The 16,524-nt window shown below is 35.6% G+C and carries 13 protein-coding genes; 4 read left to right on the plus strand and 9 right to left on the minus strand.

What is annotated here, in order from left to right:
- Positions 1 to 66 precede the first annotated feature (66 nt).
- Positions 67 to 1,533 (minus strand): SusD/RagB family nutrient-binding outer membrane lipoprotein, encoded by a 1,467-nt coding sequence (locus ACY0M5_RS18095; RefSeq protein ID WP_461630141.1) that lies wholly within the window; start codon positions 1,531 to 1,533, stop codon positions 67 to 69.
- 17 nt (positions 1,534 to 1,550) lie between these two features.
- Positions 1,551 to 4,742: a SusC/RagA family TonB-linked outer membrane protein gene (locus tag ACY0M5_RS18100; RefSeq protein ID WP_461630142.1), complete on the minus strand. Its 3,192-nt coding sequence runs from the start codon at positions 4,740 to 4,742 to the stop codon at positions 1,551 to 1,553.
- 488 nt (positions 4,743 to 5,230) lie between these two features.
- Here ACY0M5_RS18100 and ACY0M5_RS18105 point away from each other — a divergent pair, with 488 nt between their 5' ends.
- From ACY0M5_RS18105 to ACY0M5_RS18120, 4 genes are all read left to right on the plus strand, one after another.
- On the plus strand, positions 5,231 to 6,694 hold the full coding sequence (locus ACY0M5_RS18105; RefSeq protein ID WP_461630143.1) for an aminoacyl-histidine dipeptidase: 1,464 nt from the start codon (positions 5,231 to 5,233) through the stop codon (positions 6,692 to 6,694).
- A gap of 106 nt (positions 6,695 to 6,800) precedes the next feature.
- The gene (locus ACY0M5_RS18110; RefSeq protein WP_124991159.1) at positions 6,801 to 7,598 is read left to right on the plus strand and encodes a sulfite exporter TauE/SafE family protein; all 798 of its coding nucleotides are present in this window, start codon (positions 6,801 to 6,803) and stop codon (positions 7,596 to 7,598) included.
- 143 nt (positions 7,599 to 7,741) lie between these two features.
- Entirely contained in the window at positions 7,742 to 8,521 is a 780-nt protein-coding gene (locus tag ACY0M5_RS18115; protein ID WP_124991160.1) for an HD domain-containing protein, read from the plus strand.
- Between the two features lie 118 nt (positions 8,522 to 8,639).
- Positions 8,640 to 8,864 carry a (2Fe-2S)-binding protein gene (locus ACY0M5_RS18120; RefSeq protein ID WP_156196332.1) on the plus strand — a complete coding sequence of 75 codons (225 nt, stop codon included), beginning with the start codon at positions 8,640 to 8,642 and terminating at the stop codon, positions 8,862 to 8,864.
- Between the two features lie 53 nt (positions 8,865 to 8,917).
- On the opposite strand, the gene ACY0M5_RS18125 is transcribed toward ACY0M5_RS18120, so the two are convergent.
- From ACY0M5_RS18125 to mce, 7 genes are all read right to left on the minus strand, one after another.
- Positions 8,918 to 10,504: a citrate lyase subunit alpha gene (locus tag ACY0M5_RS18125; protein WP_461630144.1), complete on the minus strand. Its 1,587-nt coding sequence runs from the start codon at positions 10,502 to 10,504 to the stop codon at positions 8,918 to 8,920.
- Positions 10,461 to 11,687 (minus strand): aldolase/citrate lyase family protein, encoded by a 1,227-nt coding sequence (locus tag ACY0M5_RS18130; protein ID WP_461630145.1) that lies wholly within the window; start codon positions 11,685 to 11,687, stop codon positions 10,461 to 10,463. Before ACY0M5_RS18130 ends, ACY0M5_RS18125 begins: the two co-directional genes overlap by 44 nt.
- 231 nt (positions 11,688 to 11,918) lie before the next feature.
- Entirely contained in the window at positions 11,919 to 13,553 is a 1,635-nt protein-coding gene (locus ACY0M5_RS18135; RefSeq protein WP_231610687.1) for a sodium ion-translocating decarboxylase subunit beta, read from the minus strand.
- A gap of 31 nt (positions 13,554 to 13,584) precedes the next feature.
- Positions 13,585 to 14,007 (minus strand): biotin/lipoyl-containing protein, encoded by a 423-nt coding sequence (locus ACY0M5_RS18140; RefSeq protein ID WP_156196335.1) that lies wholly within the window; start codon positions 14,005 to 14,007, stop codon positions 13,585 to 13,587.
- Between the two features lie 5 nt (positions 14,008 to 14,012).
- Complete coding sequence (locus tag ACY0M5_RS18145; protein WP_461630146.1) at positions 14,013 to 14,357, minus strand: OadG family protein; 345 nt, start codon at positions 14,355 to 14,357, stop codon at positions 14,013 to 14,015.
- 18 nt (positions 14,358 to 14,375) lie between these two features.
- Positions 14,376 to 15,932 (minus strand): acyl-CoA carboxylase subunit beta, encoded by a 1,557-nt coding sequence (locus ACY0M5_RS18150; protein WP_124991164.1) that lies wholly within the window; start codon positions 15,930 to 15,932, stop codon positions 14,376 to 14,378.
- Positions 15,933 to 15,967: 35 nt separating this feature from the next.
- Entirely contained in the window at positions 15,968 to 16,372 is a 405-nt protein-coding gene (mce, locus tag ACY0M5_RS18155; RefSeq protein ID WP_101261400.1) for a methylmalonyl-CoA epimerase, read from the minus strand.
- Positions 16,373 to 16,524: the final 152 nt, after the last annotated feature.

Genomic DNA, 16,524 nt, shown 5'->3' on the forward strand with positions numbered 1-16,524 from the left:
CACTCAAGCAATAACATAAAAAAAGAGTCGAACAAAAGTTCGACTCTTTTAAAATTCTAACCTAAATTACTTTATATCCCACCAAAGTCGAGTGGATACTTCATCTCCTCCAATTGCAGCTGCTGCTGCATTATAATTATCTTCATTCATTTCATTCTCATCAAAAGGATAAGGATAACGAACAGGAATATCTGCATAAGTCTTACCTGTAGGAATAGCTAAGATAGGAAAATCAAGACGTCTCCATTCTGACCATCCTTCAATTCCCCTATTATACATAGCAATCCACTTTTGAGTGCCAATTTTTTGTTGCCAAGTACCAGTTGCTGTAGTATAAGCAACTTCAGGTTGAGCAAGATAATCCGTAGCTGCAATTACTGCCGCTGAAGCATCTGCACCAGTAAGATTAGCATAATACAGAATATTAGCAGTTATCGCATTATTATAGTGAGATTCTGCGGTTCCACCAACTGCGTAACCTCTCTCTACAGCTTCAGCTAAAAAGAACTCCATTTCTGAATAATCCGCTAAAATAACTTCTAACTTCGGATCAAAAAATGTTTCTGAAAAATGAGAGTGTGCACCATAACTACTACTAGCTGTAATTCCATATGGTTTCCCCACATAAGCTCCATCTTTTTCCGTAAATAAATATGGCAAGCGTGGATCATTAACTGCATTCATTATATCGATCAATGTTTCAGATGGGATATAATCTTTTCGCGCGTCCACAATAAATCCCTCATAGATAGTATTCTGATAAGGAACCGATCCAATATAGCCGAAGAATGCCCCTTCTAAATCAGCTGAATACACACCACCTGCAACCGCTTCTTCTACAACAGTTTTCGAGTTAAAGCTTGGCACATCCGCCATACGCATACCCATTCTTAATTTTAACGAATTTGCAAGTTTCATCCAACTATCAACATCACCGTCAAATAACAAATCCGCCGCTCCAAATGTACCGTTATTAGAATCTAAATCAGAAATTGCTTTATTTAAACGTACTAATAAATCAGCGTAAACAGTTGAGGCATCATCATACTTAGGGGTAGTATTCTCTCGACCTAAAAAAGCTTCAGAATATGGAATATTCCCAAATGTTTCAGTAAGGATTGTAAAAGTATAAACCTCTAAAATTTCCATTATTGCAATTTGGTTTTTAGCCTTTAAAGCATTAGCTCCGGTAAAACCTTTTTCATCAATAATCTTTTTAGCTGTTTCAAGATCCATTAAAACATCTCGATAAAATTCCGCCCAAAACGTATCTGGTATACCACGATCCAAGAAATTATATCTACTTTCATTTGGATAGGTTCTTTGCATCCAATATTGAGCTAAAAGTCTAGAGATATTTCTATTAACACTCATATTATTATACTGATCTACAAATGCAATCTCTGCAGTTGTTAATAAGGCGTCCACAGAAACCTCACTAGGATTCTTTGGATCAATATTATCCTCTAAATCACAAGAAACTATCCCTATAAGAGAAACAATTCCCAATAATAAATATATAATCTTTTTCATCTTTTTTTTCTTTAAAGTTAAAATCCTAAAGTGACATTGAATCCATAAGTTTTAGTAGTTGGATAGGAACCATTTGATATTCCTTGTTTATTACCAGAACTTTGTCCAGTTTCAGGATCGAAACCAGGAGTATTTTTATCTATAATCCATAGATTTCTACCTACAGCAGAAACCACAACCTTATTTAAAAAGGTTTTACTCAAAAGATTTTTTGGTAATGAATAAGATAAAGCAATCTCTCTCAATTTAACATATGAAGCATCAAAAACGTATCTTGAAGTTGGAGAAATATCATAATCATAATCTTCCCCCCATTCTCCAGCTTCTGCAAATGTAGTGTTAGGAGATCCATCTGCATTAACTGCTTCTGCATGCAAAACACCACCGCCGTCAGCTACTGCATCACGCTTAGGATTTCCTTTGGAATTTAAGCCGGCAGTTTCTTTATATAGACCAGTAGATAAACCGTATTTATTATCTACAGAATAAATATCACCACCCTTCTGAATATCCACTAAAGCTCTTAATGTAAAACCTTTATACGAAATCGTATTAGAAATTCCTCCAGTCCAATCAGGTTGAATACTACCAATTACCTCTTCTTCATCTGTTTTTTGATAGTATCCATCTGAATCAACAGTTCTTTTACCATTAGTTAATACATAATTAGTTCCTTTCAAAACACCAAATGGTTGTCCCACTTTCGCATTTAAAGATATGTCCCAAGCTGAAGTAATCAGAATATTATCAACTCCATCATAAAGGCTAATAACCTTATTCTTATTTTTTGCCCAATTGATGTCAATATCCCAACTAAAATCATTCGTTTTAACTGGAGACAATTTTAGTCCCAATTCAATACCTTTATTCTCAATTTCACCAGCGTTAACAAAAGCACGGGAATAACCACTCGCTCTTGAAACATTAACATCCATAATTTGATCAAAAGAGTTTGATTTATAGAATGCAATATCAAAACCAAATCGACTATCGAAAAAGTTTGCCTCTAAACCAATTTCAGTACTCTCAGTTCTTTCCGATTTTAGATTCGAATTTTTCAAAACATCATTTACAGAATACGAACCTTGTGTACCCCAATTAGAGTAACGATCATAAGTAGTAATAACATTGTACGGATCAGTATCATTTCCAACTTCAGCATAATTGGCTCTTAATTTAGCAAAAGATAGAAAAGTTAAATCTTTGATCCCATCCAATTCCGAGAGAATCAAACTAGCTGAAACCGCTGGATAACTATAAAGATTTTCATCATTTGGTAAAGTGGACGATTCATCAACTCTAATTGATGCTTCCAAATAAGCAAAATTCTTATAACCAGCAGAAAAACTAGCATATCCACTATTCATATCTCGAACCCGAAGAGTTTCATTTGCAGCTTTTTCAGTTCTGGTATTATCAACTGTATAAAGTCCAGGAATAACAAGACCTCCAGATGTTTCTGCAAAAATCGATTGAATTGTATTCTTGCGGTAATTTACCCCAATCAATCCCGTGAAATTAAAATCATTCACTCTCTTTTTAAATTTCAACATCAAATCATTATTCCATTCAGAATAAGTTCTATCACGTGTAGAGAAATAAGATTGAGCATGACTTCCTTCAGCTACTCGTTCATTTTGTCTCTCATGATAAAAATCAAGAGATGATTTAAAAGTCAAAGAAAACATATCATTTAACTCATAATCTAAAGAAACAAACCCAAATAACCTATTTCTTTCATCATCTTCGTAATTCTCATAACGAGTCCAGTATGGGTTATTTGCATATGCAGCACTCAAATCATCAGCAGCATTTGCATTCCATGTTCTATGTTCTCCCAATGAATTTTTATAGAAATTTTTCAACCTTTTAAAATCAAGATTTGTCTCGAACCACTGTGCAAAGTTTTGCATAGGATTATTGTCATCATAACCTGTTCCATATCTACCTAACCCTTTAGTGTTTACATAGTTGGCACTAGCACTAACTTTCAGTTTATCCGACAATTTAAGACTTGAATTTAATGAAACTGAGTTCTTTTTAATCGAACTATTAGGTAATATTCCAGTTTCATCAGAATTAGTAAATGACAATCTAAAATTAGACACATCATTTGCTCCTTCAAGAGCAACACTATTCACATACTTTATACCTGTTTCAAAAAAGTCGTATACTTTACTTTTAGGAGCTACCCAAGGACGTGTCTCTCCATAGTTTGCTGTTGTAGGATCTAAGGCATCCCAATGTACTACCTGCAAATTCGGATCAAATTTAGGTCCCCAAGATGCATCATCTGCAGTGTTCACAACCGTTTTTGTCACACCATTAAAGTCACCTTCACTCCAATAATCAGCATAACCTGCACCGTATTCATATTGATACTCAGGCATCGTTTCCTTATTGATAGTACTATAGGTAATACCTGTATTTACAGTAACACCAAGTCCTTTTTTTCTCTTGGATCCTTTTTTCGTAGTTATCAAGATAACACCATTGGCAGCTCTCGATCCATATAGAGCCGATGCTGCAGCACCTTTCAGTACTGAAACTGACTCAATATCTTCCGGATTAATATCCGATGCAGCATTACCGTAATCATATCCGCCCCAACCACTTGTCTGGTCAGCAGTATTTATATTACTATTATCCATTGGAGTTCCATCAACAACAAAAAGAGCTTGATTATTCCCCATTAGGGATGCTGTACCACGAATTAGAATATTTGCAGATCCCCCCATTGTATTTGCCTGACGAATCTGAACTCCGGCCACTTTTCCAGACAAAGAATTTACGATATTGGTTTCCTTAGTTTCATTTACCAAATCGCCACCAATTTCTGTTACAGCGTAACCAAGTGATTTTTTTTCACGTGTTACACCTAAAGCTGTAACAACAACCTCATCCATACCAATAGATTCAGTTTCCATCACAACGTTAATGACAGTTTTGTCACCAACTTTAATTTCCTGGGTAACCATACCAACAAAGCTAATCAACAATACATCTGTTGATTTAGCTTCCAAGGAATATCGTCCGTCAATATCAGTACTGGCACCAATTGTAGTACCTTTTAAAACAACGGATACTCCGGGCATGCCCAGACCATCTTCAGCACTGGTAATAATACCAGAAATCTGCTTGCTTTGCGCATTTACTAATTGCATTCCCATAAAAATGAGTAATGCAAATAGTCCAATCATTTTTTTCATAAAAAAACTTTTTAGTTAGTAATTAAGTAAAGATGCAAAATGGTTAATGGTAATTCTAGATCCTAAAAATAGTATTAAAAAAGCTTTTAACAAAAATTAACACACTTTTAACACTTGATCAAGTTATGACTTATGTCATGTTTTAATGTGTTTCTCGGGGAGTTACGTAAATAATTCAATTGGAAGTGTTGTCTATTTACTTTTAAAAATCAACACTATAGCTTATAAAAAAAGGATACAACATATTAAATTCAAAAAAAATAAAAAAAATATGTTTTTTTTTGAAAACAACATGATAAACTCAAAATTTTAGCCGACACCCCCAAAATATAACAATCAACCTGATTAAAAACACACATAAACCACACATGGTATCATATCAGATGAAGGGGTATTAAAAAAAACATAAAATGTGTATTCTCGAAAAATTGAATGACATTCCTCAACAAAATTCATAATTTGCTACATTTGGTGAAAAATTAAACAACATGAAAAAAATACTCGCAGAATTACAGCCTACGGAAATTTGGAAATATTTCGAAGATATTTGTCAAGTTCCAAGACCTTCAAAAAAAGAAGATCGAATAATCGACTTTTTGATGGAGTTTGGCAAAAGGCACAACTTACAAACAAAGAGAGACCAGATTGGAAATGTGTTAATCAGCAAACCTGCTACTCCTGGAAAAGAAAACCTAAAGACGATTGTTTTACAATCACATATGGATATGGTTTGCGAAAAAAACAATGAAACAGTTCATGATTTTAATAAGGATCCTATAATTCCCTTGATTGATAATGGATGGGTAAAAGCAAAAGGAACAACACTAGGTGCCGATGATGGCATCGGAATGGCTGCAGAAATGGCACTTCTGACCTCAAGCAATATTGAACATGGGCCTATTGAATGTCTCTTTACTGTAGATGAGGAAACAGGGCTATCTGGTGCATTTGCCCTGCAATCAGGCTTTTTTAATGGAGAAATACTATTAAATCTTGATTCTGAAGATGAAGGTGAAATATTTATTGGCTGTGCCGGAGGTATTGATACCCTGGCAACAATAGAGTATACCAAGGAAGATGTTCCAAATGGGCATTTTTCAGTACGAATTGATGTAAAAGGTCTTCTTGGAGGACATTCAGGTGATGAAATTAATAAAGGTCGTGGTAATTCAAACAAAATTTTGAATCGTTTTCTTTGGCAAATAAATAAGAAATATGGTATTCGTATTGCCTGTTTTGAAGGTGGCAATTTAAGAAATGCTATTCCCCGTGAGGCCTACGCTATTATTACGCTACCTTCTGAGTTCAAAGAGAATGTTCGAGTTGATTTGAATATTTATGCGTCAGAAATGGAAGAGGTTTGGAAAATGACTGAGCCTAAGTTAAAAATCTCTCTTGAATCTACCGACAAACCAACATTTGTTATTGATGAAGAAAGCTCTTCAAACCTAATGGATGCAATTTACGCGTGTCCGCACGGAGTTTTTTCCATGAGTTCGAAAATGCCTGGAATGGTTGAAACTTCAACAAACTTGGCATCTGTTAAATTTTCGGACGACAATAAAATTCAAATTACCACATCGCAAAGAAGTGATGTGGATAGTGAAAAATACAATATCGCTCAAATGGTCGGCACTTGTCTGACTATGGCAAATGCAAAAATAGTACATTCTGATGGATATCCGGGCTGGGCTCCAAACCCCTCATCAGAAATACTAACTGTTGCTGTAGATTCCTACAAAAAACTCTTTGGAATTGATCCTGTTGTCCGTTCTATTCATGCAGGGCTTGAATGCGGCCTTTTTCTTGAGAAATATCCAAATATGGATATGATTTCATTTGGCCCTACACTCAGAGATGTACATTCTCCTGATGAAAAAATTAATATTGAAACGGTAGATAAGTTTTGGAAACACCTTCTTGATATCCTCAAAAACGCTCCTGTAAAGTAAAAGAGATCTATCCTCTTCAACACCATATAACGGCAATTCTGAATTCAGAATTGCCGTTTTTTTTATACCTTCAATCAATTAATCCATTTATTATAGAACAAGTGGCATGACTGAACTATTTGCTAACCTTCACGAAATGGACATTTACTCCTTTCCCATTATATGTTTACTTTTGCTGGCAGGATTTATGGTGGGTTTTATTAATACAATTGCTGGAAGTGGAACCGTAATCTCCTATTCCCTATTTATGTTTTTAGGCCTCTCGGCTCCACTGGCCAATGGAACAATTCGATTTGGTGTGATTATGCAAACACTTGCTGCCACTTATAATTTCAAAAAACAAAATGTTTTAGAACTAAAAAAGGGAGTTCTTCCAGCCTTACCTACAGTTCTTGGATCTGTTTTAGGAGCGCAAATTGCTATAAGTATTAACAAGGATCTATTTGAGATATTAATAGCTGGAGTGATGCTAATAATGGGGGGCTTACTGTTTTTCAAACCAAATCGATGGCTTGCCGGTTCTAAAATTCTTCAAAATAAAAAATTTGGATTCAAGCAATTCGCAATCTTCTTTATAATTGGGATATATGGTGGATTTATTCATATCGGAGTAGGGATTTTTTTAATAGGTATATTGGTTCTGGAAATGGGTTACGACCTGATTAAAGCAAATGCCTTAAAAGTATTTATTGTTTTACTGTACAGTCCCTTTGCTTTGATCGTTTTCATGATGAATGATCAAATACATTATGGTATTGGTGCCATTGCAGCTATAGGTAATGTATTTGGTGGTTATACAGCGTCTCACTTTGCCGTAAATTGGGGTGCCAATTTCATTAGATGGATACTAATGTCTATCATTCTCATATTTTGTATCCGATCATTAAACCTGTTTCATCTTTAATTAGAATCCATTGACAGCGAAATACAACACATTGATCAAGTAGTCTTATATGTGTTAATTTTTCACAAACCAATACTCTCCAAATTCCTTTCCAAAATTAGATAAAAAGAGTAGTTTTGTGGGCAATTTTTAATGACTAAGAAGTGAAGCAAGAAGTCTACAATAGTATAGAAACATGGTTTAACAGCTATGTTGCAGGTTTTGAAAATGAAATCGAAGAGATTAAGTCTAATATTAATTTGAAACGAAATCATTCATTTCGTGTAGCTAATTTAATTAAGGAACTTGGTGAAGAATCAGGTTTAGATGAGTCTGATGTAATTTTGGCGCAAATCTCTGCATTGTTACATGATGTTGGTAGATTTGAACAATTGACAAAATTTGGTACATTCTCCGACACAGAAGAAATAAATCATATCCAACTCGGAATTTCAACCATCACCGAAAACAATATTCTATCGGAGCTTACAGAGGAAGAAACGAATGTGGTAATTGAAAGTATTAGAAACCACAATGAATCACTTATTCCAAAATCAATTGATCCTAAGCTTTTGCCTTTTGTTCAAATTTTAAGAGATGCCGATAAAATAGATATACTTCATGTTGTCTCTGATTATTATTCAAACAACAAACAGGGTAGTAATAAAAGACTCGAAATGGAATTATCGGATAAACCGGAAATTTCTAAAAAGCTTTATCAATGCATTATTGACGAAAAACATGTTGACTTTAAAGATGTACTTACACTCAACGATCTAAAGCTTTATCAGATGTCTTTAATTTTTGACCTGAAGTATAAAAAGAGCTTTAAAATAGTAAGTGAAAAAACTTACTTAAAACAAATATTCGAAACTTTACCTAAAAAAGATCTTGTAATTGACATGTACAGGCAGATGAAAATATACCTTGAAAATCAGCTGTAACAAACCATTCCTCTTCAATCTTATCTAGAATCATTTAAAATAACACTCTCGGGCTTGATGGTTTAAATTGAATAATGTATATATTTACAGCAGATTTTTATTAAAAGAGCAAAAAACAATGAGGGATATAGTTTGTAACTGTCAGATGGTAGACAGAAAAACCATAGATAAGGCAATTCATGAGAGAAATTCAACTACAATTGAAGAAATAAGAAGGTACACCGGAGCTAATACCGGTTGCGGGAAATGTATTAGTTACATCAACAGCATATTAGATATTGAAGTTCCTAAAATTGCAGCGAAAGTAGAAAATTCAACACAAAGTAAATTTAAACTTTGGTAAATAGTAAAGCTTCGGAAATCCCGAAGCTTCTTTTTTGGACTTAATATTTCTTCCTATAAAACCTTTCTCACAACATCAATAACGGTTCCATCAACCCATTTTATAGCCGCTACAATCTCGTCGGATAAAACACATTTTTCCATAATACCGCATATTTCTTCTGCTTCCTTTTTTAATTCGTGGATAGATTTAATAGGCAAATTACTTTCCTTCAACTTTCTAAACAGATCTTTACGCAAAGGGTTAATTGCAATTCCCCTTTCGGTTATAATAACATCTATTAATTCACCCGGACCACAAATGGTTGTTACTTCATCCCTAACAACCGGAATTCTATTTCGGAAAAGCGGTATGGGTAAAATGACAGTCTTACTAAACAAACAATTTTGCCAACCACCGATGCCATGCAGCAAATAACCATCCGAATGTGTAACTACATTTGCATTAAAATTAACATCCACCTCAGTAGCCCCTAAGATTGCAACATCAACCATTCCTGCAAAATTCCCTTTGCTGTGATAGTTGTAACTTGTAAAAGGACTGGTCCACACATGATTTGAATTTTCCCGCATAGATCTCACTCCTTCCAAATCGAAAGTCTGACCATCCAATATGTATTCTACAAGACCTTCTTCAAGCATCTGAACCAAGTATTTGTTACTGCCACCTCTGGCAAACCTGGCTTTTATACCTTTCTCTTTCATGATCCTGCCAAAAAATTTACCAATGGCAAGCGACGTTCCTCCTGCACCAGCCTGAAACGAAAATCCATCCCTAATGATTCCTGCTTCCTCACAAAATCGTGCAGTCAATTCTGCTATTAATAAACGATCCGGACTTTTGGTAATTTGCGTTGTTCCTGAAAGGATTTTTTCTGGAATACCTATTTGATCCATTTCAACAGTAAAATCGACGTAATTTCCTTGAATTTGCCATGGTACACAAGGGAAAGCGACCATATTATCCGTAGCAACAATTACCTTATCTGCAAACTGAGAATCAGCCAAAGCAAATCCGAGTAAACCCGAAGCTGACTTACCGTTAAGTCCATTTGCATTTCCAAAAGGATCAGCACAAGCGGCACCAATAACGGCAATATCAATATGAACTTCTCCATCCTGAATAGCCTGATACCTTCCGCCATGAGAACGCAAAACAGCTACACCCTTCATTTTGCCTTCAGAACAATATTTACCTAAAGGGCCATTCATACTTCCCTCAATACGGGAAATAGTACCATCTTCCAAATATGGAATTAAATGTTCATGGCAAGGAAATGATGCTGACGGAAACCAAATTAGATCCTTTACCCCCATCTCATGCGCAATATCAAACACCATGTTGGCCAACAAGTCTCCATCTCTAAAATGATGGTGAGTAGAAATCCTCATACCATTAGCTAAACCTGCTTTTTGTAAGGCTTCTTTTAAGTTCTTTACTTTTTTATTACCATCGGCAGGAAACTCAGCATTGGTAGAGATATAAGAATTATATTTTCTCTTCTTAGGTATAAATTTTCCAATTCCCATATAAGGAATTGCTTTCTGACCATTAATTTCTGTCGGAACCATTCGTCCGACAGCATTTTCAATCAATTTAACCGACATATTTGCTCCTCCAATCCTTTGATAGTATTCCAAGATTAATTGCTAATTCAAGTACCTTTAACTGCCTTTTTACCACAGGAGGATCAACCATTTTTGTTCCAACAGATACAACTGCAAGCCCATTCTTCTCTGATTCATGAAAAGCATTCACAATTTTCTTTGCCCTTTCGATTTCATTCCAATTTGGTGCGAAATTTTCATGTATTACTGATATCTGCCTGGGATGAATACAGCCCATCCCTTGAAAGCCCAATGATTTCGACCTTTTTACATTTTCAGCCAATGCCTCCATATCCCCTACATCTGAAAAAACAGAATCTATTGCCTGTATTTTAGCTGCATGGCAAGCATTTACAACCCGCATTCTTGCATACAATGATTCTGTGCCCGTATTGGTTCGCTGAACACCCAAATCTGCCGTATAATCTTCCAAACCAATTGCCATCGCAACAATATTGTGTGATGAAACGGCAATTTCATAAGCATTTTCAACACCAAGAGCACTTTCTATAATTGGCATCAAAAAAATATCCTGTATCAAATCTTCGCGTTTCTTAATTCTTCTGATTTCTTCTTCAATCTTATAAATATCAGCAGCAAACTCACATTTTGGCACCAAAATTACATGTACATTGTGAGGCACAATAAAGGCCAAATCCTCAATACCTAACTCTCCTTGATTAATTCGAACCATTCTCTCTGCACCGTTGAAATTCTGAGAACGCAAAGCATTTCTCACGATATATCTTGCTTCATTCTTTTTAGAGACAGCAACAGCATCTTCCAAATCAAGGATAATACCATTAGGTTTATGAAGACCTGCATTTATCATCATATATGGCGTGTTTCCGGGCAGATACAGCCTGGAAAACCGAAACCGATCCTTATTTGACTGATATAAATTATCTGTGAGAAAATCGAAGAGAAATTCTTTTTCAGAAGCAACTAATTGTTTAACTGCCGACTCGATTCGTGCTGCGATAACATAAGGCAATGCCCCATTATCTTTAACTGCAATAACAGCATTCTCAACTGAAAAGAAATCAAGTATTGATCTGCAAAGCCTTTCGATTGATTTCCCGTAGAAAACTTTCACCTTTGATTCCAATTCAAAATCTACACCTCCGGATTGTTTTAACTCAATACTAATACAACAATCTCCTTTGCTATTAGAATCACAATTTCCAGACCTGCTAATTTGTTCTCCAAGTTCCATAATGAATGAGATTTAGATCGACAAAATTTCCAAAGAAAAAAAGGAGAAGCAAGAACCTAAATAATCAGTTCCCACCACTCCTTTTATTACCATTTTACATCTGATCAATTAATGTATATAAATATAACATTTTAGACGTGAAAAAAAAATGACAGTACTCAAGTTCATGAACAAACAAAAAAAAGGGTTGTCGAAACCGACAACCCTTTACAATATCTGTATTGATGTTTATTACATCAAGAAACTCAATAAAATACCAGCTGCCACTGCCGAGCCAATAACACCGGAAACATTAGGTGCCATAGCATGCATCAACAAGTGATTGGTTGGATCATTTTGTAACCCCATTGTTTGAACAACACGAGCACTATCCGGCACTGCCGATACTCCTGCGGCTCCAATCATTGGGTTAATAGGACGATCTTTTGGTGAAAGCCAATTCATTATTTTAGCAAAAATAACTCCTCCAGCCGTTGCTACAATAAATGAAGCGGCACCCAATCCGAAAATTAAGATCGAATCTTTAGTTAAGAAAACATCAGCCTGCGTAGAAGCACCAACAGTAACTCCCAATAAAATTGTAATTGTATTAATTAACGCATTACTTGCCGTATCAGCCAAACGATTGGTTACAGTTGATTCTTTTAGTAAGTTACCAAAGAATAACATCCCCAAAAGAGGCAATGCTGTTGGTGAAATAAATGCAGTTAACAACAATCCAATGATAGGAAAAATTATTTTCTCAAGACGACTTACCGCGCGTGGTGGCTTCATCTTAATTTTTCTCTCTTTCTTAGTTGTTAACAAATTGATAATCGGAGGTTGAATTACCGGAACCAAAGCCATATACGAATAGGCTGCAATTGCGATAGGTCCAATTAGATTTTTAACAGTTTCTCCATTAGCCATCACATTCATTCCATTGGCCAGTTTCGACGACAAGAAAATTGCTGTAGGTCCATCGGCACCACCAATAATTCCAATTGCTCCTGCTTCCGGTGGAGCAAAGCCCAACCAAAGTGCACCCAAAAAGGTAACAAAAATACCAATTTGTGCAGCAGCACCCAAAATCATTAATCTTGGATTGCTAATTAAAGATGAAAAGTCAGTCATTGCACCAATACCAAGGAAAATTAATGGAGGATACCAACCATTAACCACTCCTGAATAAAGTATATTCATTACTGACCCTGGCTCATAAATTCCTAATTTTAAATTAAAATCGACTGCCTGAAACATTGGGATGTTACCAATAATTACCCCCATTCCTATTGGAATAAGCAATAAAGGCTCATAATCATATTTAATTGCTAAAAAGATAAAAAACAAACCGATCAATACCATCAACAAGTTACCCCCGGTAACATTTGCAAACCCAGTAAATTCGTAAAAATTCTTTAACCCAACTACCGCGCCTGAATTATTTTCACAATCAAGATCAGAGTTAGTAAACCTAAGAAAATCGCCTTCAACTTTGGCTATACGCGAACCAAGATCGAGAACTTCTGAGGTTGTAAGATAATTATTGGAACCTGAGTTAGGATCAACATTTTTGGATAAATGAGTTACAGTTTTCGGATTAAATTTTATAATTACATTTTCTCCTTCTGCTTGCCACTTACCAGTAAAACGCTGTTTTACCGAATCCATGATAAATGTATTATCACTTTTGAATTCGAAAATTTTATATCTTTTTACAGTAATATCGGAATTTCCAACCGGGTTAGGAATATAACCATCTTCATGATTAACCCATTTTCCCGTTGTTAATTTTTCTGCGGTATCCGATGATTTTTGAGCAATGGAGTTAAAAGCTAACCCCATTACCAAAATCATTGAGAATACCAATGAATAAAGTTTTCTCATTATATAGTTTTTGCCTTTTATTCTTGAGATGTTATGCTATTTCAATTAGTACGTCATCCTGAAGTACGCTATCGCCAACTGCAACCTTTATGGCTTTAACGGTTCCTCCTTTTTCGGCTAACACATTATTTTCCATTTTCATTGCCTCCATCACCAAAAGAGTATCTCCCGGGTTGATAGAATCACCAACTGCAATGTTAATTTTAATAATACTACCCGGAAGTGGTGCCTTAACTGTTGAAGCTCCACCTCCACTTTTTTTGATGCTACCTTCACCAGGTTTGTTAACAACCTGCTTGCGAACCAATCGAGGAGTTTTTGATGATTTATCTGCAATGTGCACATCAACATCATAACTCGTTCCGTTCACTTCAATTTTGGCATTCGATCCTTCAAAATCTTTGATTTCAACATCGTATTCCTGCCCTCGTATTGTAAATTTGAACTTCTTCATCTTGCTTATCTTGGTTGATTCATTACTCCATAAATCTTAGAACTCCATGGAGAATAATTCTTAGTAACTTTTTTAATTGTAATGATATTGCTTTCATCATCATGATTCTGGTTAAGGTGCATATGCAAGGCCATTGCAATGGCTGCATTAACACCCCCCTCGATGCTTAAATCATCAGTCTCAGAGCTAGATCGACCTTCTCTCACCAACTTTTTTCTTAAGTTAAGATGTAAGAGTTTCGGCAGATTGACAAAAACAATTACCAGTAGTACCAATGCAATAAATACAATGGAATAACCTACAATGGCAACAGTCCATCCACCTTGACTTCCTATAGATAAAATATTCATTAACATAGAACGTTTTTTTTATAATGGAATATTAGAATGTTTTTTAGGTGGATTCATTTGCTTCTTAGTCTGAAGAGACTGGAATGCGCGAATCACTCTGAAACGTGTATTACGTGGCTCAATTACATCATCGATATAACCATATGATGCTGCATTGTATGGATTAGCAAATGCTTCGTTGTACTCAATTTCAGTTTCTGCAATAAACTTAGCTTTATCAGCATCGTTTAATTCAGCCATTTTTCTTCCGTGAAGTACTTCGATTGCACCTTTTGCTCCCATAACAGCAATTTCAGCTGTAGGCCATGCATAATTCAAATCACCACGAAGTTGCTTACAAGACATTACATCATGAGCACCACCGTAAGATTTTCTTAGAGTAATAGTTACTTTTGGAACTGTAGCCTCACCATAAGCGAACATTAATTTCGCACCATGAGTAATGATACCTCCAAATTCCTGACTTGATCCAGGCAAGAAACCAGGAACGTCAACCAAAGTTAAAATTGGAATATTGAAACAGTCACAGAAACGAATGAATCTGGCCGCTTTTCTTGAAGACTCAATATCAAGTACACCAGCAAGGAAACTAGGCTGATTGGCAACAACACCTACAGACATTCCTCCCATACGAGTAAAACCTACAATAATATTCTTTGCATAATGACGGTGAACTTCCAAAAATTCAGCATCATCAGCAATCGAATAAATTACATCCTTCATGTCATAAGGCATGTTCGGATTTGCTGGAATGATTTCATTGAGGATATCATCCATTCTATCAATAGGATCTGAACAAGCTGTAATTGGAGCTTCTTCCAAGTTATTTGATGGCATGTAAGATAACAACTTACGAACAATCATGATACCTTCTTCTTCATCTTCTACCATGAAGTGAGATACACCTGATTTGCTGGCATGCATTTTAGCACCACCTAAATCTTCAACAGAAATATCTTCACCGGTAACAGTCTTAACAACCTTAGGTCCAGTCACAAACATGTACGACTTTTCTTCTGTCATCATGATGAAATCGGTAAGAGCCGGAGAATAAACAGCACCACCCGCACAAGGACCGAAAATTGCTGAAATCTGAGGAATTACACCAGAAGCCATAATATTTCTCTGAAAAATCTCAGCATAACCTGCCAAAGCAGTTACACCTTCCTGAATACGAGCTCCTCCTGAATCATTAAGACCCACAACCGGTGCACCCATTTTCATTGCCATATCCATGATTTTACAAATTTTCTGAGCGAAAGTTTCAGATAACGATCCTCCAAAAACAGTAAAATCCTGAGAGAATACGAATACTAAACGTCCGTCGATTGTTCCCTGACCGGTAACAACACCATCGCCTAAAAATTTCGTTTTCTCCATACCGAAGTTTGTACAACGGTGCGATACAAACATGTCAAATTCCTCGAAACTTCCTTCATCAAGAAGCATATCGATTCTTTCACGAGCTGTAAACTTGCCTTTCTTGTGTTGAGATTCTATTCTTTTCACACCTCCACCAAGCTTAGCCTCTGCTCTTAAATCAATTAACTTTTTAATTTTATCCTGACTAGCCATAACTAATTGAGTTATTATTATTTATTGAGTATTCCTTATTTATTGCCACAAATTTCAGTCAGCACACGCTGAGTTGATTTTGGATGCAAAAATCCAATTTTTAAACCTTCGGCACCATTACGTGGTGTTTTATCGATTACTTCACAACCAGCTTCCTGAACATCAGTTAATGCTTGCTGAACATCTTCTACTGCGAATGCCATGTGATGCATTCCTCCACCTGTTTTCGCAACAAACTTACCTATCGGACCTTCTGGATCTGTTGATTCCAACAACTCAATTTTGGTATCTCCAACTTTGAAAAAAGCTGTTTTAACCTTCTGATCAACTACCTCTTCAACTGCATAACATTCTAATCCTAATACTTTTTCGTAGAATGGAATTGCTTCTTCTAAACTTTTTACGGCTATACCGATATGTTCAATATGGGATGGTTTCATTATAGATATATTTTAAATTATAAGGTTACAAAAATATCGATTTGAAAAACGGTAATCAATGATCTGTAACATTATAAAAGTTGTTTTTCAACATGTATTAAAAACTGCAAGTTCTCACTTTCCTCCTAACAATCAAACAAATAACAAAAAAA

Origin of the sequence: Labilibaculum euxinicum, from assembly GCF_963678175.1 — a bacterium.
Classification (GTDB): domain Bacteria; phylum Bacteroidota; class Bacteroidia; order Bacteroidales; family Marinifilaceae; genus Labilibaculum; species Labilibaculum euxinus.

Excerpts from the sequence above, each read along its gene's own strand:
- ACY0M5_RS18095 (WP_461630141.1), bottom strand. The coding sequence starts at position 1,533 with ATGAAAAAGATTATATATTTATTATTGGGAATTGTTTCTCTTATAGGG.
- ACY0M5_RS18100 (WP_461630142.1), bottom strand. The coding sequence starts at position 4,742 with ATGAAAAAAATGATTGGACTATTTGCATTACTCATTTTTATGGGAATG.
- ACY0M5_RS18105 (WP_461630143.1), top strand. The coding sequence starts at position 5,231 with ATGAAAAAAATACTCGCAGAATTACAGCCTACGGAAATTTGGAAATAT.
- ACY0M5_RS18110 (WP_124991159.1), top strand. The coding sequence starts at position 6,801 with ATGACTGAACTATTTGCTAACCTTCACGAAATGGACATTTACTCCTTT.
- ACY0M5_RS18120 (WP_156196332.1), top strand. The coding sequence starts at position 8,640 with ATGAGGGATATAGTTTGTAACTGTCAGATGGTAGACAGAAAAACCATA.
- ACY0M5_RS18130 (WP_461630145.1), bottom strand. The coding sequence starts at position 11,687 with ATGGAACTTGGAGAACAAATTAGCAGGTCTGGAAATTGTGATTCTAAT.
- ACY0M5_RS18135 (WP_231610687.1), bottom strand. The coding sequence starts at position 13,553 with ATGAGAAAACTTTATTCATTGGTATTCTCAATGATTTTGGTAATGGGG.
- ACY0M5_RS18140 (WP_156196335.1), bottom strand. The coding sequence starts at position 14,007 with ATGAAGAAGTTCAAATTTACAATACGAGGGCAGGAATACGATGTTGAA.
- ACY0M5_RS18145 (WP_461630146.1), bottom strand. The coding sequence starts at position 14,357 with ATGAATATTTTATCTATAGGAAGTCAAGGTGGATGGACTGTTGCCATT.
- ACY0M5_RS18150 (WP_124991164.1), bottom strand. The coding sequence starts at position 15,932 with ATGGCTAGTCAGGATAAAATTAAAAAGTTAATTGATTTAAGAGCAGAG.
- mce (WP_101261400.1), bottom strand. The coding sequence starts at position 16,372 with ATGAAACCATCCCATATTGAACATATCGGTATAGCCGTAAAAAGTTTA.